Raw genomic sequence first — 19,845 nt, 5'->3', positions numbered from 1 at the left:
GATGCGCCCAGCCGTACGGCAGATCCCGCCCGCCGCCCCAGCCAGGAGCACCGTACCCGTGTCGATACCCCCGCCCCCTGGGCACCAGCAGCCCCAGGACCCGTACGGCCCGCCCGCCACCCCCTGGCCCGGGGCCCACGGCCCGTACGGGCGGCCGTACGGCACCCCGGTCTCCGTCAACGCGCTCGCGGTCGCCGCCCTCGTGCTCGGCGTGCTCTGCTTCCTGCCCGCGGTGGGACTGGTCCTGGGGCTGATCGCGCTGGCGCAGATCAGGCGGTCGGGTCAGAGCGGCCGGGGCATGGCCGTCGCCGGAGCGGCGCTGTCCTCCCTCGGGATCGTGCTGTGGGCGGTGACGCTGTCCACGGGCGCGGCCGCCGAGGTCTGGGAGGGCTTCAAGGACGGTGCGAGGGGCAACGAGAGCCTGTCGCTGCGCAAGGGCGACTGCTTCGACGCCCCCGGCGGCCTGGAGGGCGACACCTACGACGTCGACCCCGTGCCGTGCGAGGGCAGGCACGACGGCGAGGTGTTCGCGACCGTCACGCTGCCGGGCGGCGCCTTCCCGGGCGACGAGAAGATCGCCGGCATCGGCGACGAGCGGTGCTTCGCGCTCCGGGACCAGTACGCCATGGACTCCTGGGCGATGCCGTCCGACGTGGACGTCTACTACCTCATGCCGTCCCGGGACAGCTGGCGCTTCGGCGACCGCGTGATCACCTGCGTCTTCGGCAACACCGAGGCGAGGGCCGGGCTGACCGGTTCGCTGCGCGGCGACGCCACCACCCTCGACGGCGACCAGATCGCCTTCCTGGCCGCGGCCAACGCCGTCGACGCGGCCCTGTACGAGGAGCCCGAGGACCTGCCCGAGGACGACCTGGCCGGCCACCGGGCCTGGGCGGGCCGGGTGCACGAGGTGCTCGGCGAGCAGATCGGGACCCTGCGCGGCCGCTCCTGGCCGTCCGGGGCCCGCGCGCCCGTCACCGCCCTGGTCGCGGACCTGGAGGACGCCCGCCGTGAGTGGAAGGGGGCGAGCACGGCCGGCGACGCGGACACCTACCGGGCGCACTACGACCGGGCGTACGGGTACGTGGACGGCGGGTCGACCGTCACGGCGCGCAAGGCCCTCGGGCTCGCGGCGACGCCGCCGGCGTACGACGGGGGCGCGGGCGGGGACTCCGAAGCGCAGGTGTGATCGCGCCTATAACGGGGAGAAAGTGCCTGCGTAAAGGCCCTCGGACCACCCTGTCATCACATCGAGTGATTCTCTGGCCTTTGCTTGCACGGCACAACCTACGGTTGCCAGGCTGTTGCTGTCTGTACAACCTGATGGGAGCGGCCAGTGACATTCGGTGAGCAGCCGGCGTACTTGCGTGTCGCGGGTGATCTCCGCAAGAAGATCGTCGACGGTCGGCTCCCACCGCACACCCGCCTCCCCTCCCAGGCCAGGATCCGCCAGGAGTACGGCGTCTCGGACACGGTCGCCCTGGAGGCCCGCAAGGTGCTCATGGCGGAGGGGCTGGTCGAGGGCCGCTCCGGCTCGGGGACGTATGTGCGCGAGCGCCCCGTGCCCCGGCGCGTCTCCCGCTCCGGCTACCGCCCGGCCGGCGGGGCGACGCCCTTCCGCCAGGAGCAGGCCGACGGCGACGGGCAGGGCACCTGGGAGTCCAGCAGCGAGCAGGCCGAGGCGAGCGTGGCGGTCGCCGAGCGGCTGGGCATCGAGCCGGGCGAGCGCGTGATGTGCACGAAGTACCTCTTCCGGGAGGCCGGCGAGCCGATGATGCTCTCCACCTCCTGGGAGCCGCTCGCCGTGACGGGGCGCACACCCGTGATGCTGCCCGAGGAGGGCCCCCTCGGCGGCATGGGCGTCGTCGAGCGCATGCGCGCCATCGACGTGATCGTGGACAACGTCACCGAGGAGGTCGGCGCCCGGCCCGGCCTCGCCGAGGAACTGCTGCTGCTCGGCGGCGTCCCCGGCCATGTCGTCCTGGTCGTCCAGCGCACGTTCTACGCCTCCGGGCGCCCGGTCGAGACGGCCGACATCGTCGTCCCGGCCGATCGGTACCGGGTCGCCTACCACCTTCCGGTCAAGTAGCGGCCGCCCCGATCGCCTCGCGGTGCGCTCCCCGCGCGCCCCACCCCCCGTACGGCCCCGCGGACCGTCCCGGTCCGGTACGCTCGCACGCCCCGGACCGGCCGCCGTCCCCGCAGGTGGCCGACCGTGTATGCGGTATGCCTCCGAGCCGCTGCGCCGCGGCCCGCCCACGGCGCGTTCGCCGTCGTGCGCCCCCCGCGTTCTGGCTGGTTGCGTACCTCTTTGTGAAAAGCCGGATTCGCTGCGTAAAGGTTAGGCGTAGGCTCGGGCATATGCGCATTGCGGTTTCCTTAGCGGGTGGGGCTCGGCACAGGCCGCGGGCGGGAAGTGGAGGGACGCGATGAACGACAGCACGGTCACTCTTCCCTGGCTCGTGATACGGCAGGACGACAACGGCAACCGGTACCGCGTCGGCCGGTACGCGACCCGGGCCGAGGCCCAGAAGATCGCGGACAGCCTCGACGGACGCGGTCACAAACAGCTCTACTGGGTCGAGCGCCTGGACCGGAACGGACCGGCCGTGCACGACTGACCCCGTGACCGGCCCACGGCGTGCGCGACCGACCCCGCGCACCGCCCCTCGCGAGCACGACTGACCACGTGCCTCGCACCTTGCGCGCACGGCTGACCGCGTGCGCGATCGAACGGGGGTCCCTTCGGCCTGACCGCCCGTCGGCGGAGCTCCCGTAGGCTCCCCGCATGACGGAGCACATCGTGGTCGTGGGTGCCGCGCTGCTCGACGGCGGCCGGCTGCTGGCCGCGCGGCGCAGCGCACCCGAGGAGCTGGCCGGGCGCTGGGAGTTGCCCGGCGGCAAGGTCGAGCCCGGCGAGACGGCCGACGCGGCGCTCGTGCGGGAACTGCGCGAGGAACTCGGCGTCGACGCCGAGCCCGGCGAACAGGTGCCCGGGCAGTGGCCCCTGAAACCCCCGTACGTCCTGCGGGTGTGGACCGCGCGCCTGCGGCCCGGCTCCCCTGCCCCCGAACCCCTGGAAGACCACGACGAACTGCGCTGGCTCGGCCCGCACGAGATCTGGGACGTCGACTGGCTCGACCAGGACGTCCCGGCCGTACGCCGGACCCTCGCGCATCTGGGAAGCTCCGGCTCCGGTCCCACCCTCGACCCCGACTCGCCCCCTGATGCGGCCCTCGATCCCGCTCCCGGTTCCGCGGGATCGGGAGCGGGATCGGCCGGCGCCTGAGGCGGCCCGGGGGCGTGCGGCGGCGGGGCGGCTGCCTGCCGGGCGCGTCCTGCGCCGTCCGTGCCACAGGGCGCCGCCTTGCGCGATACTCCGCCCCCTATTTCGGGTATGTGCCCATTAACCCCGTGAAATCGGTCATGGGTGGGCCTGCTGGCTGGGAAGTGATCGGCGTGAGCGACACCGGAGGTGACTGCGCCGAGTGGACCTTTCCCGACGAGCCGGACGCCGTGCGCGCCGCCCGCCGGGCCGTCCGTCTCCGGCTGCGCGCCTGGGGCCTGGAGAGCCTCGCCGACCTCGCGGCCCTGCTGGTCAGCGAGTTGGTCACCAACGCCCTCCGGCACGCCACCGGCCCCATCGGCGTCCGTCTGATCCGCCCCTCGGGCCCGGGCGGCGTCCTCCGGGTCGAGGTCTCCGACCCCCTGCCCGACCCGCCCCGCGAGCGCACCGCCCGCCCCGAGGACGAGAGCGGCCGCGGACTGCAACTGGTCGCATCCTCCTCCCGGAACTGGGGCACCCGGCCCGGTGGAACGGGCAAGACCGTGTGGTTCGAACTCGCGGTGCCGGAGTGAACAAACGGTGTACGGACGGTCCGCCGTTGTAGAGCGATTGGTTCAGGCCAGTGGCGGTTGCCCGTCGACGGGGTTCGACGACGTGTCCCCTGGTTAGAAGACTGGAAGTGTTCTCACGGTCCGGACCGAAAACCATCGGGACCGTGCTGTGATCGTGAACACCGTGTTGTGCGGCACCGTAGTGCTGGATACTGCGGGCAGCCGCCCCCGGTGACCGGTGCCGGACGCGGTGAGCTGGAGGGGACGGTTCGCGTGAGCGAGATACCAGCGAAGTCCACGGAGTCCGAGGACCCGTCGGAGGGCGCGAGGGCGGGGGCCGCCGACGGCCTGGCCTCCGCGGTGGGGGGTGCGCTCGCGGCCGACGGGAGCCGGACCGGTGACGCCATGTGGCAGAGCAGTCCCCCCGGATCCATCTACGACTACATCAAGGTCGCGTCCTTCTCCATCGGTCCCGACGGGCTCGTCGACCAGTGGAGCCTGCGCGCCGAGCACCTCTTCGGCATCCCGGCCGACCGCGCCGTCGGCATGGACCCCATCGAGGCCTTCATCGACCCGCGCCATCGCGAGCGCGGCGTGCGCAAGATGGCGGAGATCCTCGACGGCCGCGAATGGACCGGCGTGGTGCCCTTCCGGCTGCCCAGGGGCGTCCAGGGGGAGTGCGGGCACGAGGGCCTCGCCGAGGTGTACGTCATGCCGACCCGCACCGTGGAGGGCGAGAAGGCCGCCGTCTGCATCGTCGTCGACGTGCGCACCCTGCGCAGCATCGAGACCGACCTCGCCGCCTCGCAGGCCATTTTCGGTCAATCGCCGTTCGGGTTCCTGCTGATCGACCCGGACCTGCGGGTCCGCCGCGCCAACCAGCGGTTCGCGTCCATCTTCGGCGGCTCGCCCGACGACCACCGCGGCAAGGGCGTCCACGACTACCTCCAGCGCGCCGAGGCCGAGCGGGTCGCCGCCACGATGCGCCGCGTCCTGGAGACCGGCAACTCCATCACGGACATGCACGTCACGGGTTTCGTGCCGGGCTCCGACGAGCGCCGCCACTGGTCCGTCAACCTCTACCGGGTGCACAGCGGTTCGGGCCGCCCCATCGGGATCGCCTGGCTCGGCATCGACATCACCGCCCGCCGCGCCGCCGCCCGCGAGGCCGCCGCCGCCCGCCGCAACCTGGCCCTGCTGAACGAGGCCGGCGCCCGCATCGGCAACTCCCTCGACCTGGAGACCACGGCCCGCCAGCTCCTCGACGTCGTCGTCCCGGGCTTCTGCGACCTGGCCACCGTCGACCTCTACCAGGGCCTGCTGGTCGGCGACGAGACCCCGCCCGGGCTCGCCGACGGCAGCGCCGAACTGCGCCGCGTGGCCTTCGCCAGCGCCGTCTCCGACGCGCCCTTCACCGGGACCGGGGCGCCCGTCGCCGTCGGCGCCGTCCACCACTACCCGTTCAACTCCTCCTGCGCGGACGCCCTGCGCACGGCCCGGCCGCAGACCGTCCCCGGCGAGGACGGCGGGCTCGTGCAGTCCACGCTCGCCGTGCCGATGGTCGCCCACGACACCGTCGTCGGACTCGTGCAGTTCGCCCGGACCAAGGGCAGCGAGCCGTTCGGCGAGCGGGACCGCGACCTCGCGGTGGAGCTGGCGGCCCGCGCCGCCGTCTGCATCGACAACGCCCGCCTCTACCGCCGTGAGCACGAACGGGCCTTGATACTGCAACGGTCCCTGCTCCCGCCCGGCGACCCGGAGGCCTCGGGCCTCGACATCGCCTGCCGCTACCTGCCCGGCAACGCCAACACCGGCCGGCCCAGCGAGGTCGGCGGCGACTGGTTCGACGTCATCGAACTGCCCGGGCACCGCACCGCCCTCGTCGTCGGCGACGTCATGGGCCGCGGCCTGCGCGCCGCCGTCGCCATGGGCGAACTGCGCACCGCGGTGCGCACCCTGGCGCAGCTCGACCTGGAACCGGCCGAGGTGCTGGCCCAGTTGGACGAGATCGCCCGCGGCCTCGGCGCCCCCGGCGGCGTCCAGCAGGCCACCCGGGCGGCCCGCCGCCCCCGCGAGGCGGACCTGTCGGAGGTGTACCTCGCCACCTGCGTCTACGCCGTCTACGACTCCGTCACCCGGCGCTGCACGTTCGCCAACGCGGGCCATCTGCCGCCCGTGCTGGTCGAACCGGGCGAGCCGGCGCTGATGCTGGACGTGCCGCCGGGCCTGCCGCTCGGCGTCGGCGGCGAGCCCTTCGAGGAGGTCGAGGTCGAACTGCCCGAAGGCGCCCTGCTCGCGCTCTACACGGATGGACTGGTCGAAAGCCGCGACCATCCCCTGGACGAGGGCCTGCAGGCCTTCGTCACCGCGCTGTCCGACCCCACCCAGCCGCTGGAGGACGTCTGCGACGGCGTCCTCAACACCCTCGACACGCACCACGGCGAGGACGACATCGCGTTGCTGATGGCACGTGTACAGGGGCTGCCCACCGAGTCCGTCGGCGACTGGACCCTGCCGCGTGAGCCGCGCAGCGTGGGCCGGGCCCGGGAGTACGCGCGCGCCCAGCTGCTCAGCTGGGACATGGAGCCCCTCGTCGACACGACGGAACTGCTGGTGAGCGAACTGGTCACCAACGCCCTGCGCTACGGCGAGGGCGAGATCCGCCTCCGGCTGCTGCTGGACCGCACGCTGGTCTGCGAGGTCTGGGACGCGGGCCTGGTCCAGCCGCGCCGCCGCCGCGCGCGCGACACCGACGAGGGCGGCCGCGGCCTGCAGCTGGTCGGACTGCTCAGCGCCGCGTGGGGCTCGCGCCGCACGCCCCGGGGCAAGACGGTGTGGTTCGAACTGCCCCTCCCGGGAGGGGAGACGGGCCTGACGGACCCCGCGGAGGCACTGCTCAGCCTGTTCTGACCGCAACCGAACACCGGTACGCACCGTCCTCCCCGGAGACACCATCGGCATCACCGGGGGAGACGGTATGGACCGCGCGGAAGGCACCACCACCAACCCGACCGGGACAGCGGCATCGGGCGCCGACAGCGACCACGTCCCGCCGGGCCCCGGCCCGAAGGGACGCCGCCGCTGGATCAGACGCTCGGTGCTCGCCGTGCTGCTCCTCCTCCTCGTGCCTCCCCTGTCCGCCCTGGCGGCCCTCCGCGTCAACTACCTGGGCGACCCGGTGGACGGCACGTACACCCGCCACCGCGACGCCCTCTGGCTCGGCCACGCCTGGGTGGACGGCCGCAAGAAGGACGCCGACGTGACCGCCCTGGCGCGCCGTCTGCGCGGCACCGGCGTCCGCGACCTGTACGTCCACTCGGGCCCCCTGGAGCACGACGGCACCCTCCCCGAGTCGGTCCGCCCCCGGGCCCGCTGGTTCCTCGACGCCGTGCACGACAAGCTCCCCGGCGTCCGCGTCCAGGCGTTCCTGGGCGACGTCGTCGCGAGCGAGAGCCCGAACGGCATGCGCCTGGAGGACCCGAAGACCCGCGCCGCCGTCGTCCGCTCGGCCCGGCAGGTCCTGGACGGCGGCTACGAGGGCATCCACCTCGACCTGGAGCCCCTGCACTCCGGCGACCGGAACTACCTCACCCTCCTGGACGCCCTGCGCCGCGAGACCCGTTCCCGGGACGCGCGGCTCTCCGTCGCCGCCCACCAGATCGACCCGCTCCCGGCCCTCCACACCGTGCGCGGCGCCGTCACCGGCCACCCCAAGTGGTGGTCGCAGGCGTTCTTCGGCCAGGTCGCCCGCCGCGTCGACCAGATCGCCGTGATGTCGTACGACACCGCGCTGCCCCTGGAGGGCGCCTACGGCGGCTACGTCGCCCAGCAGACCTCCCTCGCCCTGGAGGTCACCCCGCCCACCACCGACCTGCTGATGGGCCTGCCCTTCTACTGGGAGAACAACATCGCCCACTGGGGCCACGCCGAGACCGTGCCCGCCGCCGTCCGGGGCGTCCGCCTGGGCCTGTCCCGCACGGACGCCGACCGGGCCCGCTTCGGCGTCGCGCTGTACATCGACTTCGCCGCGACCGAGGCGAACTGGCGCGCCTACAGGGAAGCCTGGGTGCGGTGACCGAAAGCCCGGCCCGTCGCGCCCGACGCCCCCTCACCCGCACCCGCCTCGCCCCCCTCGCCCGTGCCGCCCTCGGCCCGGCCCGCACCCTCACCGGCGTACGGCGCCTGCGCGGCGGCAGCAGGAAGGGCGTCTACCGCCTCACCCTCGACGACCACTCCACCGCCGTCGCCTACGTCTGGTCGCCCGGCGAGGACTACTGGGACCAGCCGGACCCCGACTCCCGCGACCCCTTCTCGCCCGGTACCGGGCTGGAGCTGTTCACGGCGGCCCACGAACGCCTCGCCGCCTCCGGTGTCCGCACGCCCCGCCTCCTGCACACCGACGCCTCGCACACGCACCTCCCCGCGGACACGGCCGTCGTGGAGGACCTGACCGGAGGCAGCCTGGAGGACGCCCTGGCCCGCGACCCGCGGCGGGCTCCCGAGGCCTTGGAGCGTTTCGCCGACCTGCTCACCGCGCTGCATGCCCGCACCGGCCCCCGGTTCGGCAAGGTCGCCGTCGTCGACCGCGGCGGATCCTCCCTCGGCGGCTCCTGCGCCCGGCGCGTCACCGAGGACGCCCTGCGCCACCTCGCCGAGGCCGCCGCGCGCGACCCCCGAGCCGCCGCCGTACGCGGTGAGTTGGAGGAGACCGTCCTCGCCCTGGCCGCCGAGGTCCGGCCCCGCGACCGCCACACCCTGCTGCACGGCGAACTCGGCCCGGACCACGTCCTGCTCACGGCCGGCGGACAGCCCGCGCTCATCGACATCGAGGGGCTGATGTACGGCGACCTGGAGCAGGAGCACGTGTTCCTCGCGCTCCGTTTCGGCGAGCACTACGAGGCCCTGCGTGTCCCCGGCCTGGACGCGGCACGCCTGCGCCTGTACCGCCTGGCGATGCACCTCGGCCTGGTCGCCGGCCCGCTGGCCCTCGCCGAGGGCGACTTCCCGCACCCGGAGCGGATGCGGGAGATCGCCGAGCACAACCTGCGGCAGGCGCTCACCCTGCTGAGGAGCGCCTCCTGATCTTCGAGCCCAGCCACACCAGCGGGTCGTACTTGCGGTCGACGGCCCGTTCCTTCAGGGGGATCAGCGCGTTGTCCGTGATCCTGATGCCCTCGGGGCAGACCTCCGTGCAGCACTTGGTGATGTTGCAGTAGCCCAGACCGTGCTCGTCCTGGGCCGTGGCCTTGCGGTCCAGGCCCGTCTCCGCCGCCGCGTCCAGCGGGTGCATGTCCAGCTCCGCGACCCGCATCAGGAAACGCGGCCCGGCGAACGCCTGCTTGTTCTCCTCGTGGTCGCGGACCACATGGCAGGTGTCCTGGCACAGGAAGCACTCGATGCACTTGCGGAACTCCTGCGAGCGGTCCACGTCCTCCTGCATCATCCGGTACTCGCCCGGCCCGACCCCGGCCGGTGGCACGAAGGCCGGGACCTCCCTGGCCTTGGCGTAGTTGAACCCGACGTCGGTGACCAGGTCGCGCACGACCGGGAACGCCCGCAGCGGCGTCACCGTGATCGTCTCCTCCCGGCCGAACACCGACATGCGGGTCATGCACATCAGCCGGGGGCGGCCGTTGATCTCCGCCGAGCAGGAACCGCACTTGCCCGCCTTGCAGTTCCAGCGCACGGCCAGATCGGGCGCCTGGGTGGCCTGGAGGCGGTGGACGATGTCCAGCACCACCTCACCGTCGTTGACCTCGACCCGGAAGTCCTCCAGGCCGCCGCCGCCCGCATCGCCCCGCCACACCTTGAAGCGGGCCTCGTAGCTGCTCACTCGAAGAGCTCCTCTTCGGCCAGGTACTTGACCAGCTCCTCCTTGTCGAAGAGGGCGAGCAGGTCGGCACGGACGGGTTCGGTGGTCTCGCGGGTCAGGGTGATCTGGCCGCGGACGGGGTCCGTCGCCGCCAGTCCGCCCGTCGGGTCGGTCAGCGCGCACAGCAGGTTGATCCGCCGCCATCTGCGGTCCATCGACGGATGGTCCTCGCGGGTGTGCCCGCCGCGCGACTCGGTGCGCTCCAGCGCGGCACGCGCCACGCACTCGCTGACCAGCAGCATGTTCCTCAGGTCCAGGGCGAGGTGCCAGCCGGGGTTGAACTGCCGGTGCCCCTCCACCCCGGCCCTCCGGGCCCGGACCCGCAGCTCGGCCAGCTTCTGAAGGGCCTGCTTCATCTCCGGCTCGCGGCGGATGATGCCGACCAGGTCGTTCATCGTCTGCTGGAGTTCCTGGTGCAGGGTGTACGGGTTCTCCGGCGGGCCGCCCTCCGGTTCCCCGGACTCCGCCTCGGCCGAGAAGGGCCGCAGGGCCTCCGCGGCGGCGGCGTCGATCTGCGCGCCGTCCACGACGGGCCGCGCACCGGCCAGTCCCGCCGCGTACTCGGCCGCGTGCCGGCCCGCCCGGCGGCCGAACACCAGCAGGTCGGACAGCGAGTTCCCGCCGAGCCGGTTGGAGCCGTGCATCCCGCCGGCCACCTCACCGGCCGCGTACAGCCCGGGCACCCCGCGCGCCGCCGCCGTGTCCGACTCGACCGCGACCCCGCCCATCACGTAGTGGCAGGTCGGCCCGACCTCCATCGCCTCGGCCGTGATGTCGACGTCCGCCAGCTCCTTGAACTGGTGGTACATCGACGGCAGCCGCCGCTTGACGACCTCGGCCGGCATCCTCGTCGACACGTCGAGGAACACGCCCCCGTGCGGGGAGCCGCGCCCCTCCTTCACCTCGGTGTTGATCGCCCGCGCCACCTCGTCGCGGGGGAGCAGCTCGGGCGGGCGGCGGTGGTGCTCCGGGTCGTCGTACCAGCGGTCGGCCTCGTCCTCGGTCTCGGCGTACTTCTCCTTGAAGACGTCGGGGACGTAGTCGAACATGAACCGCTTGCCGTCGGAGTTGCGCAGCACACCGCCGTCGCCGCGCACCGACTCGGTGACCAGGATGCCCTTCACCGACGGCGGCCAGACCATGCCGGTCGGGTGGAACTGCACGAACTCCATGTTCAGCAGGGGAGCCCCGGCGAGCAGGGCCAGGGCGTGGCCGTCACCGGTGTACTCCCAGGAGTTCGACGTCACCTTGAAGGACTTGCCGATGCCGCCGGTGGCGATCACGACGGCGGGTGCCTCCAGCACGAAGAAGCGCCCCGACTCGCGTTCGTAGGCGAAGACCCCGCAGACGCGGCCGTCCTCCTTCAGCACGCGCGTGACCGTGCACTCCTGGAAGACCTTCAGCCGGGACTCGTAGTCACCGGTCTCCGCGAAGTCCTCCTGCTGCAGGGAGACGATCTTCTGCTGCAGGGTGCGGATCAGCTCCAGGCCGGTGCGGTCGCCGACGTGCGCGAGGCGCGGGTACTCGTGGCCGCCGAAGTTGCGCTGGGAGATCCGGCCGTCCTTGGTGCGGTCGAACAGCGCGCCCCAGGTCTCCAGCTCCCACACCCGCTGCGGCGCCTCCTGCGCGTGCAGCTCGGCCATCCGCCACTGGTTGAGGAACTTGCCGCCGCGCATGGTGTCGCGGAAGTGCACCTGCCAGCTGTCGTTCTCGTTGGCGTTGGCCATCGCCGCCGCGATGCCGCCCTCGGCCATCACGGTGTGCGCCTTGCCGAACAGCGACTTGCAGATCACGGCCGTACGGGCGCCCCGCTCCCGGGCCTCGATGGCGGCGCGCAGGCCCGCGCCGCCCGCGCCCACCACGACGACGTCCCACTCCTGACGGTCGACCACGGACATCAGAACGCTCCACTCATCAAAAGAACCGCGGATCGTCGAAGGCGCCGGAGGCGACCAGGTAGACGTAGAAGTCGGCGAGCGCCACGCTCACCAGCGACGCCCAGGCGAGCTGCATGTGCCGGGCGTTGAGCCTGCCCACCCACCGCCACATCCGGTAGCGCACGGGATGCTTCGAGAAGTGCTTCAGCTTGCCGCCGACGATGTGCCGGCAGGAGTGGCAGGAGATCGTGTACGCCCAGATCAGCACGATGTTGACGAGGAAGACGAGCGTGCCGAGGCCCATGTGGCCCCACTGGTAGTCCTCGTCGCGGAAGGCGAGCACGGTGTCGTACGTCAGGATCCCGGCGACGGGGATCGCGGCGTAGAAGAAGTAGCGGTGGATGTTCTGCAGGATCAGCGGGAAGCGGGTCTCGCCGGTGTACTTCCGGTGCGGCTCGGCCACCGCGCAGGCCGGCGGGGACGCCCAGAACCCGCGGTAGTACGCCTTGCGGTAGTAGTAGCAGGTCAGACGGAAGCCGAGCGGGAAGATCAGGATGATGATCGCGGGTGAGATGCCCCACCAGCTGCCGAAGATCTCCCAGTTCGGGCCGGCCTTCATCGGCTCGCAGTTCTCCGCCAGGCACGGGGAGTAGAAGGGCGAGACGTACGGCGCCGCGTAGTAGTCGGCGTTCGCGAAGGCCCGCCAGGTCGAGTAGACGATGAAGGCCAGCAGGCCGGCGGCCGTCGCCGCGGGGGCGAGCCACCAGCGGTCGGTGCGCAGGTGGGGGGCGGCGATCGCGGCGCGCGCACCCGCCCGCACGCCGCCGCTTCTCGGACGGGGATCTGTGGCGGGAGGTTCCGTGCCAGTGGCCACGTGACGACTCCGGTCGGGGTTGAGGAGAGGTGCCGGTCGCTCGACGCCCTCCCGGTCAGGGAGCGCGCCGGTCCCGGGCGCCGAGCCCCTCGTCGTCCGAGTCGACCCACAGGGAGGGGTCGTACGGCGCGTCCGAGATCGTGACGAGCTCGGGGCGCTTCGGTGCGGCCGGTGACGCGGCGGCGTCACGCAGCAGGGCGACGCTCTCGCGCAGGTGGTTGGCGTCGGCCCGGACGCGGCGCATCTCCAGACCGCCGGTGCCGAGCTGCTTCTCCAGGCGCCCCAGCGACCGGAACAGGTCGTCGAGCGAGCGCTGGACTGACGTCAGTTCGTCGTGAACGGACATGACTTGCCCTCACTTCCGCGGGTCCTTCGAGGCCCAAGGCGGCAACGTCCATGCGCCTGCGAGTGTTGCGCGTCACACCTTGTGCTGTGAAGGGATGTGCATCGATTGGCCGAGGCGTGCGGGTGCATCCAGCGGTGCGTTGCGCCGCACGGGTGGCTTCCCGCCCGTGTCCGCCGTGTCGCTCTGTGTTGCCGAACCCTTTCCTCTTCAGTGGCCGCATACATCAGATGAACTCCAAATACCGCCAAAAGTGATCATAACGCCCGCGGCTTCCCGGAGGTAGTGCAGATGTCTCAGCACGGCGTAGGCCCGCGCGCGATCGCGCGCTCGGTCGCCTTTCTGACCGCGGGCGTGCTCGCGGTGCCCGCGCTCGCGGGATGCGGCTCCGAGGACCCGGCCGGCAAGCCGCTCGCCGGCCCGGACATCCAGCCCGCCGGCCGGGACCGCATCGCGGACGGCGGCACACTGCGCTGGGCCGTCGACTCGCTGCCCGAGACCCTGAACACCTTCCAGTCGGACGCCGACGCCACCACCGCCCGCGTCGCCCAGGCCGTCCTGCCGTCGATGTTCCGGATGAACGCCTCCGGCCGCCCCGAGCGCAACCCCGCCTACCTGGAGTCCGCGAAGGTCGTCGACACCGAGCCCAAGCAGGTCGTGCTGTACAAGCTCGACCAGCAGGCCGTCTGGAGCGACGGCCGCGAGATCGGCGCCGCCGACTTCGCCGCCCAGTGGCGCGCCCTGTCCGGCAAGGACACCGCCTACTGGACCGCCCGCAACGCCGGCTACGACCGCATCCAGAAGATCGAGCGCGGCGACAACGACCTGGAGGTCCGGGTCACCTTCTCCCGCCCCTACGCCGACTGGCGCTCGCTGTTCTCCCCGCTGTACCCGAAGGACGTCATGGGCACCCCGGACTCCTTCAACGACGGAGCCCGCAGGAAGCTCAAGGTCACCGCCGGTCCCTTCACGGTGAAGAAGGTCGACCGCAAGGACGAGGAGATCACCCTCGCCCGCAACCCGCGCTGGTGGGGCGAGCCGGCCAAGCTCTCCGGGATCGTGCTGCGCACGGTCCCGCGCGACAAGCGGGCCGCCGAGCTGGCCGCCGGCGACCTGGACCTGGCCGAGGTCGACCCCGCCGCGGCCCGCCGCATCACCGTCGCCGCCCGCCCGCAGAGCTCCGGCAGCCCGCTGATGGGTCCGGGCGCCGACCGGACCACCGCCCGGGCCCTGGAGTCCTGGGCCGTGGCCAACGGCACCGACGAGGACGCCGCCGACGAGGAGACCGTCGCCCGCAAGAAGCTGCACAAGGCGGCCGCCACGTACGCCCGGCAGCAGCAGGCCCTCGGCGGCTTCGAGGTCCGCAAGTCCCTGGAGCCCGCCTACACCCAGCTCGCCCTGAACGGCGCCGAGGGCCCGCTCTCCGACGAGCGCGTCCGCAGGGCCGTCGCCCGCGCCCTCGACCGCAAGAAACTCGCTGAGGCCGTCCTCAAGCCGCTGGGCCTGCCCGCCGTCCCGGTCGGCAGCCACCTGGCGCTGTCCGGCCAGGCCGCCTACGCCGACAACAGCGGCGCCCTCGGCGACCAGGACACCAAGGAGGCCCAGGCGCTGCTCGCGGACGCCGGGTGGGTGCGCGGCGGCCCGATCGAGGAAAAGAAGAAGGACAAGGAGAAGGAGAAGGCTGCGGGCTCGGAGGGCGAGAAGGCCACCGGGCGCTCCGGGGACGACGAGGGCGACGACGGCAAGGCGCGCAGCCAGCACGACCCGGCCGGCCACCTCGCCCAGGACGGCCGGCAGTACAAGCACCCGCACCAGGGCGGCGCCCCCGGCGCCTACGCCCCCCAGGGCACCGCCGCCCCCGCGAACCGCGAGTCCGCCCCGCTCGCCAAGAACGGCAAGCCCCTCACCCTGCGCTTCGTGCTCCCCTCCGGCCCGGGCTCGCAGACACTGCGCACGGTGGCCGACCGGGTCACGCGCATGCTGGAGCGCGTCGGCATCGGCACGGAGATCTCCAAGGTCTCCGACGAGTCCTACTTCAAGGACCACATCGCGTCCGGCCAGTACGACCTCGCCCTGTACTCCTGGCCCGCCACCGCCTACCCCGCCACCGACGCCCGCCCCGTCTACGCCAAGCCGGTCCCGGCCGCCGACGGCTCGCTGAGCATCGAGCAGAACTACACCCGCGTCGGCACCGACCAGGTCGACCAGCTCTTCGACGAGGCCGTCGCCACCCTCGACGAGGACGAGTCCCGCTCCCTGATCCGCAAGGCCGACTCCCGCATCTGGGCCGCGGCCGGCTCCATCCCCCTCTATCAGCGCCCCCAGCTCGTGGCCGCCCGCAAGAACCTGGTCAACGCCGGCGCCTTCGGCTTCGGCGCACCGGCCTTCGAGGACATGGGCTTCCTGAAGAAGGGCATGAAGCCGGCGGCGGGGCCCTCGGCGAAGGAGACGGTGACCTCGTAGCCCGGGCGCGAACCCCGTCCGGCTTCCCGCCCGCCGTCCGCACCGTGGGACCAGCAGTGATCATGGTGCGGGCGGCGGGCGTTGCGCACACGGGGGACGGGAACCGGCGAGGGGCGGCGGGGGACGGCGACCCGACACGTCCCCGGGCCGTCAGGCCGCCCGGCGTGCCTGCGGGCAGGTGGCCGTGCGTGCCTGAAAAGTCGGTCTGACCTGCGTCGACGTAGGCCCGTTAACCCCGGGACGCGCGGACCCGTACCATGGGGTGAGGCCGTGGCATGTTGAGCCCGGCAGGGCCCGCGCACCACCGACGTACGCGCAGGGCATTCCTCACCACCCGGGAGTACGCCTCAATATGGCCACGCGCCACGACATCCGCAACGTCGCCATCGTCGCCCACGTCGACCACGGCAAGACCACCATCGTCGACGGCATGCTGAAGCAGGCCGGCGCCTTCGCCGCGCACCAGCTCGACTCGGTCGACGACCGCATGATGGACTCGAACGACCTGGAGCGTGAGAAGGGCATCACGATCCTCGCCAAGAACACCGCGGTGAAGTACCACCCGAAGGACGGCGGGGACCCGATCACCATCAACATCATCGACACCCCCGGCCACGCCGACTTCGGCGGCGAGGTCGAGCGCGGTCTGTCGATGGTCGACGGTGTCGTGCTGCTGGTTGACGCCTCCGAGGGCCCGCTCCCGCAGACCCGCTTCGTGCTGCGCAAGGCGCTCCAGCAGCGGCTGCCCGTCATCCTCTGCATCAACAAGACGGACCGCCCGGACTCGCGGATCGACGAGGTCGTGAACGAGGCGTACGACCTCTTCCTCGACCTGGACGCCGACGAGGACCAGATCGAGTTCCCGATCGTCTACGCCTGCGGCCGTGACGGCGTCGCCTCCCTCACCAAGCCGGAGGACGGCACCGTCCCCAGCGACTCCACCAGCCTGGAGCCGTTCTTCTCCACGATCCTGGAGCACATCCCGGCCCCCACCTACGACGAGGAGGCCCCGCTTCAGGCGCACGTGACGAACCTGGACGCCGACAACTTCCTCGGCCGTATCGCGCTGCTGCGCGTCCAGCAGGGCGAGCTGAAGAAGGGGCAGACGGTCGCGTGGATGAAGCGCGACGGCTCCGTCCAGAACGTGCGCATCTCCGAGCTGATGATGACCGAGGCGCTCACCCGCAAGCCCGCCGAGAAGGCCGGCCCCGGTGACATCTGCGCGGTCGCCGGCATCCCCGACATCATGATCGGCGAGACCCTGGCCGACCCGGAGAACCCGGTCGCCCTGCCGCTGATCACGGTCGACGAGCCGGCCATCTCCATGGTCATCGGCACCAACACCTCCCCGCTGGTCGGCCGCGGCGCCACCGGCAAGGGCGCCGACAACAAGGCGGCCGTCAAGGACCGCAAGGTCACCGCCCGCCAGGTCAAGGACCGCCTGGACCGCGAGCTGATCGGCAACGTCTCGCTCCGCGTGCTGGACACCGAGCGCCCGGACGCCTGGGAGGTGCAGGGCCGCGGTGAGCTGGCGCTGGCCATCCTCGTCGAGACCATGCGCCGCGAGGGCTACGAGCTGACCGTCGGCAAGCCCCAGGTCGTCACCAAGGAGGTCGACGGCAAGGTCTACGAGCCGGTCGAGCGCATGACGATCGACGTGCCCGAGGAGCACATGGGCGCCGTCACGCAGCTCATGGGCGTTCGCAAGGGCCGGATGGACAACATGTCGAACCACGGCTCCGGCTGGGTCCGCATGGAGTTCGTCGTGCCCTCCCGCGGTCTGATCGGCTTCCGCACGGAGTTCCTGACGCAGACCCGCGGCACGGGCATCGGCCACTCCATCCACGAGGGCTTCGAGCCGTGGTTCGGCACACTCCAGACCCGCAACAACGGCTCCCTGGTCGCCGACCGCGCCGGCGCGGTCACCGCCTTCGCGATGACCAACCTGCAGGAGCGCGGCGTGCTCTTCGTGGAGCCCGGCACCGAGGTGTACGAGGGCATGATCGTCGGCGAGAACTCCCGCGCCGACGACATGGACGTCAACATCACCAAGGAGAAGAAGCTCACCAACATGCGGTCGTCGACGGCCGACGTGACCGAGTCGATCGTCCCGCCGCGCAAGCTGTCCCTGGAGCAGTCCCTGGAGTTCTGCCGGGACGACGAGTGCGTCGAGGTCACCCCGGAGGCCGTGCGCATCCGCAAGGTGAACCTGGACGCCCGCGAGCGCGCCCGCGCCGCGAGCCGCGCCAAGCACGGCTGACGGCTTTCGCACCACCAGCACCGGGCACCCCGCGAGGCGGGGTGCCCGGTGCTGTCGTCGGGGACGTCACAGGAGGTCACGAAGGGGAAGGGTGCGCAAAAGGGAGGGTAGGGAAAACCCTAGATCTGTCCGGCACATCCGTCGGGAAGGGCCCGCCGCCACTACCCTGCTGCGGAAGCGCCGCGCCTCCCCGCCCCCGGGGTCGCACAACGGCCTTGCCGCACAGCCTTCTTGAGCGTGCGACAGCCATCGCGGGCACCCTGCACGGGAGTCACGGTAGTCGCAAGCGGTTTTTCTCACTCTCGCGTCCGGAATGCGGACAGTCGCCACCGATAGATGTGTAACAAGTCCGTTTCGCAGGGATCTTTCACCAAACCCTTTGTCCGGATTTTGGAAGATGTAGGCGCGAGCTGTGATCGAACCGAGACCTCGAGAGTGTGGTTCGGTCCTGGCGTTTGGCAGATAGTTAGGCGCGTAGAGCTCGGACGAACGGGTCACTCGCCGGCAGCGGCGCGACTCACGAGCGCGGGGGCATCAGGCAACTTCCGGCACTGGCGACGGGCGGTGGCGGTGATCTGTCCTGGTGCTCTCTTTGCGGTGTACCAATGACTTCTGAGGAGGAACCCATGCGCGGTGCCATGAGCGCCAAGTGGGTCGCGGGTGCGATTGTCGTCGCCCTGGCCGCCACTGCCTGCGGCGGCGGCGGTGACAGCGAGGGGAACAAGAAGGGTTCCGGGCCTGCCGGCTACGTCTCGATCGACGTCGGCGAGCCGCAGAAGCCGCTGATCCCGGCTGACACCAACGAGAGCAACGGCTCGTACGTCATCCAGTCCGTCTTCACCCAGCTGCTGGACTTCGACTCCAAGGGTGAGATCGTCTACACGAACGCCGAGTCGGTCACCACCGAGGACTCGAAGACGTGGACGGTCAAGCTCAAGAAGGGCTGGAAGTTCCACAACGGCGAAGAAGTCACCTCCAAGTCGTACATCGACGCTTGGAACTGGTACGCCAACATCAAGAACAACCAGCAGAACTCGTTCTGGTTCCAGGACATCAAGGGCTACGACGACGTCCACCCCGAGAAGGGTGACCCGAAGGCCGAGACCATGTCCGGTCTGAAGGCCGTGGACGACCACACCTTCACCATCGAGCTGAAGTACACGATGCCGTACTTCAACTACAAGCTCGGCTACACCACGTGGGCCCCGCTGCCCAAGGTCTTCTACGACGACCCGAAGGCCTTCGGCCAGAAGCCGATCGGCAACGGTCCCTACACGTTCGAGAAGTGGGACCACAAGAAGCTCATCCAGGTCAAGGCCTGGGACGAGTACCAGGGCCCGAACAAGGCGAAGAACAAGGGCGTCCAGTTCAAGTCGTACACGACGCTCGAGGCCGCCTACAAGGACGTCGTCTCCGGCAACCTGGACATGATCCGCCAGGTCGGCCCGACGGACCTGCCGAAGTACAAGCAGGACCTCGGCGACGGCGCCATCGAGCAGCCGTACGCGGCCATCCAGACGCTGACCCCGGCGTTCTACTCCAAGACCTTCAAGGACATCGACCCGAAGGTCCTGCAGGGTCTGTCGATGGCGATCGACCGCGAGACGATCACCAAGACCGTCCTGAACAACACCCGCACGCCGGCGAAGTCCTTCACGCCGCCCGGCGTCAAGGGCAACCAGACGCTGGACACGGACGTGTTCACGTACAACCCGACGAAGGCCAAGCAGCTCATCAAGGAGGGCGGTGGCGTTCCGGGCAACAAGTTCACCGTCCAGTACAACACCGACGGTGGGCACAAGGAGTGGGTGACCGCGGTCTGCGAGTCCATCCGCAAGGCCACCGGTGTCGAGTGCACCGGCGACCCCAAGCCGGACTTCGCCACGGACCTCGAGGCCCGTGACAACGACCAGGTGAAGGGCATGTACCGCGGTGGCTGGGTCGCCGACTACCCGGTCAACGCCAACTTCATGAAGGAGCTGTACCACACCACCGCCGAGGCCAACAACGGTCGCTTCTCCAACAAGGAGATCGACGAGGCCATGAACAAGGCCGACAAGGCCAAGTCGGTCGAGGACTCGGTGGCGGCCTTCCAGGAGGTCGAGAAGAAGCTGCTCGACCACATGCCCGCCATCCCGCTCTGGTACTACCGCATCAACGGCGGCCACGGTAAGAACGTCGACAATGTCAACGTCGACTTCCACGGTGACCTCGAAGTGTGGGCCGTCACCACCAAGTAAGAGGAGCCTTCCGGGCTCTTCCCACTAGGCCGTAAGCCCGCCGCCACGCAGGTGGCGGTGGGAGGTGCGTGGGGCCGTC

Annotated in this window: 15 protein-coding genes; 11 read left to right on the top strand and 4 right to left on the bottom strand. The window is 71.2% G+C overall.

What is annotated here, in order from left to right:
• The first annotated feature begins 58 nt into the window (after nt 1-58).
• The 8 genes from ABZY20_RS05030 to ABZY20_RS04995 all read left to right on the top strand — a co-directional run bounded on the left by ABZY20_RS05030 (nt 59) and on the right by ABZY20_RS04995 (nt 8,919).
• The gene (locus tag ABZY20_RS05030) at nt 59-1,189 is read left to right on the top strand and encodes a DUF4190 domain-containing protein (protein WP_356436662.1); all 1,131 of its coding nucleotides are present in this window, start codon (nt 59-61) and stop codon (nt 1,187-1,189) included.
• Nucleotides 1,190-1,336: 147 nt separating this feature from the next.
• Complete coding sequence (locus tag ABZY20_RS05025) at nt 1,337-2,089, top strand: GntR family transcriptional regulator (RefSeq protein ID WP_356436659.1); 753 nt, start codon at nt 1,337-1,339, stop codon at nt 2,087-2,089.
• A 340-nt stretch (nt 2,090-2,429) separates the two neighbouring features.
• Nucleotides 2,430-2,621, top strand: a complete 192-nt coding sequence (locus tag ABZY20_RS05020; protein WP_356436656.1) for an SPOR domain-containing protein — start codon at nt 2,430-2,432, stop codon at nt 2,619-2,621.
• Nucleotides 2,622-2,788: 167 nt separating this feature from the next.
• The gene (locus ABZY20_RS05015; protein WP_356436654.1) at nt 2,789-3,289 is read left to right on the top strand and encodes a (deoxy)nucleoside triphosphate pyrophosphohydrolase; all 501 of its coding nucleotides are present in this window, start codon (nt 2,789-2,791) and stop codon (nt 3,287-3,289) included.
• A 137-nt stretch (nt 3,290-3,426) separates the two neighbouring features.
• The gene (locus ABZY20_RS05010) at nt 3,427-3,858 is read left to right on the top strand and encodes an ATP-binding protein (protein ID WP_356436652.1); all 432 of its coding nucleotides are present in this window, start codon (nt 3,427-3,429) and stop codon (nt 3,856-3,858) included.
• 252 nt (nt 3,859-4,110) lie between these two features.
• Nucleotides 4,111-6,747, top strand: a complete 2,637-nt coding sequence (locus ABZY20_RS05005) for a SpoIIE family protein phosphatase (RefSeq protein ID WP_356436650.1) — start codon at nt 4,111-4,113, stop codon at nt 6,745-6,747.
• 67 nt (nt 6,748-6,814) lie between these two features.
• Nucleotides 6,815-7,912, top strand: coding sequence for a hypothetical protein (locus ABZY20_RS05000; RefSeq protein ID WP_356436647.1), 1,098 nt, complete (start codon nt 6,815-6,817; stop codon nt 7,910-7,912).
• Nucleotides 7,909-8,919 (top strand): aminoglycoside phosphotransferase family protein, encoded by a 1,011-nt coding sequence (locus tag ABZY20_RS04995; protein ID WP_356436644.1) that lies wholly within the window; start codon nt 7,909-7,911, stop codon nt 8,917-8,919. The genes ABZY20_RS05000 and ABZY20_RS04995 overlap by 4 nt, the downstream gene beginning before the upstream one ends.
• Here ABZY20_RS04995 and ABZY20_RS04990 read toward each other — a convergent pair.
• Genes ABZY20_RS04990 through ABZY20_RS04975 form a run of 4 tightly spaced genes read right to left on the bottom strand, consistent with a single transcriptional unit; the run spans nt 8,894 to nt 12,806 of the window.
• Complete coding sequence (locus ABZY20_RS04990; RefSeq protein ID WP_356436641.1) at nt 8,894-9,670, bottom strand: succinate dehydrogenase/fumarate reductase iron-sulfur subunit; 777 nt, start codon at nt 9,668-9,670, stop codon at nt 8,894-8,896. The two genes, ABZY20_RS04995 and ABZY20_RS04990, sit on opposite strands and share 26 nt — an antisense overlap.
• On the bottom strand, nt 9,667-11,607 hold the full coding sequence (locus ABZY20_RS04985; protein WP_356436638.1) for a fumarate reductase/succinate dehydrogenase flavoprotein subunit: 1,941 nt from the start codon (nt 11,605-11,607) through the stop codon (nt 9,667-9,669). Before ABZY20_RS04985 ends, ABZY20_RS04990 begins: the two co-directional genes overlap by 4 nt.
• A 16-nt stretch (nt 11,608-11,623) precedes the next feature.
• A complete protein-coding gene (locus tag ABZY20_RS04980) occupies nt 11,624-12,460 on the bottom strand; it encodes a hypothetical protein (protein WP_356436636.1) in 837 nt (278 codons plus the stop codon).
• Nucleotides 12,461-12,515: 55 nt separating this feature from the next.
• Entirely contained in the window at nt 12,516-12,806 is a 291-nt protein-coding gene (locus tag ABZY20_RS04975; RefSeq protein WP_356436634.1) for a hypothetical protein, read from the bottom strand.
• A gap of 288 nt (nt 12,807-13,094) precedes the next feature.
• Here ABZY20_RS04975 and ABZY20_RS04970 point away from each other — a divergent pair, with 288 nt between their 5' ends.
• The 3 genes from ABZY20_RS04970 to ABZY20_RS04960 all read left to right on the top strand — a co-directional run bounded on the left by ABZY20_RS04970 (nt 13,095) and on the right by ABZY20_RS04960 (nt 19,766).
• On the top strand, nt 13,095-15,266 hold the full coding sequence (locus ABZY20_RS04970; protein WP_356436633.1) for an ABC transporter family substrate-binding protein: 2,172 nt from the start codon (nt 13,095-13,097) through the stop codon (nt 15,264-15,266).
• A 352-nt stretch (nt 15,267-15,618) separates the two neighbouring features.
• Complete coding sequence (gene typA, locus ABZY20_RS04965) at nt 15,619-17,526, top strand: translational GTPase TypA (RefSeq protein ID WP_356436630.1); 1,908 nt, start codon at nt 15,619-15,621, stop codon at nt 17,524-17,526.
• A 626-nt stretch (nt 17,527-18,152) separates the two neighbouring features.
• The gene (locus ABZY20_RS04960; RefSeq protein ID WP_356436627.1) at nt 18,153-19,766 is read left to right on the top strand and encodes an ABC transporter substrate-binding protein; all 1,614 of its coding nucleotides are present in this window, start codon (nt 18,153-18,155) and stop codon (nt 19,764-19,766) included.
• The last annotated feature ends 79 nt before the right edge of the window (nt 19,767-19,845 follow it).

The organism is Streptomyces sp. NPDC006624 (genome assembly GCF_040611555.1).
Taxonomy (GTDB): Bacteria; Actinomycetota; Actinomycetes; order Streptomycetales; family Streptomycetaceae; genus Streptomyces.
This window is presented reverse-complemented; position numbering and strand designations above follow the sequence as displayed.

Bases quoted from the DNA above. Each gene is read 5' to 3' on its own strand.
- ABZY20_RS04970 (WP_356436633.1), top strand. From the start codon at position 13,095: ATGTCTCAGCACGGCGTAGGCCCGCGCGCGATCGCGCGCTCGGTCGCC.
- typA (WP_356436630.1), top strand. From the start codon at position 15,619: ATGGCCACGCGCCACGACATCCGCAACGTCGCCATCGTCGCCCACGTC.
- ABZY20_RS05010 (WP_356436652.1), top strand. From the start codon at position 3,427: ATGGGTGGGCCTGCTGGCTGGGAAGTGATCGGCGTGAGCGACACCGGA.
- ABZY20_RS04975 (WP_356436634.1), bottom strand. From the start codon at position 12,806: ATGTCCGTTCACGACGAACTGACGTCAGTCCAGCGCTCGCTCGACGAC.
- ABZY20_RS05015 (WP_356436654.1), top strand. From the start codon at position 2,789: ATGACGGAGCACATCGTGGTCGTGGGTGCCGCGCTGCTCGACGGCGGC.
- ABZY20_RS04960 (WP_356436627.1), top strand. From the start codon at position 18,153: ATGCGCGGTGCCATGAGCGCCAAGTGGGTCGCGGGTGCGATTGTCGTC.
- ABZY20_RS05020 (WP_356436656.1), top strand. From the start codon at position 2,430: ATGAACGACAGCACGGTCACTCTTCCCTGGCTCGTGATACGGCAGGAC.
- ABZY20_RS05000 (WP_356436647.1), top strand. From the start codon at position 6,815: ATGGACCGCGCGGAAGGCACCACCACCAACCCGACCGGGACAGCGGCA.
- ABZY20_RS04985 (WP_356436638.1), bottom strand. From the start codon at position 11,607: ATGTCCGTGGTCGACCGTCAGGAGTGGGACGTCGTCGTGGTGGGCGCG.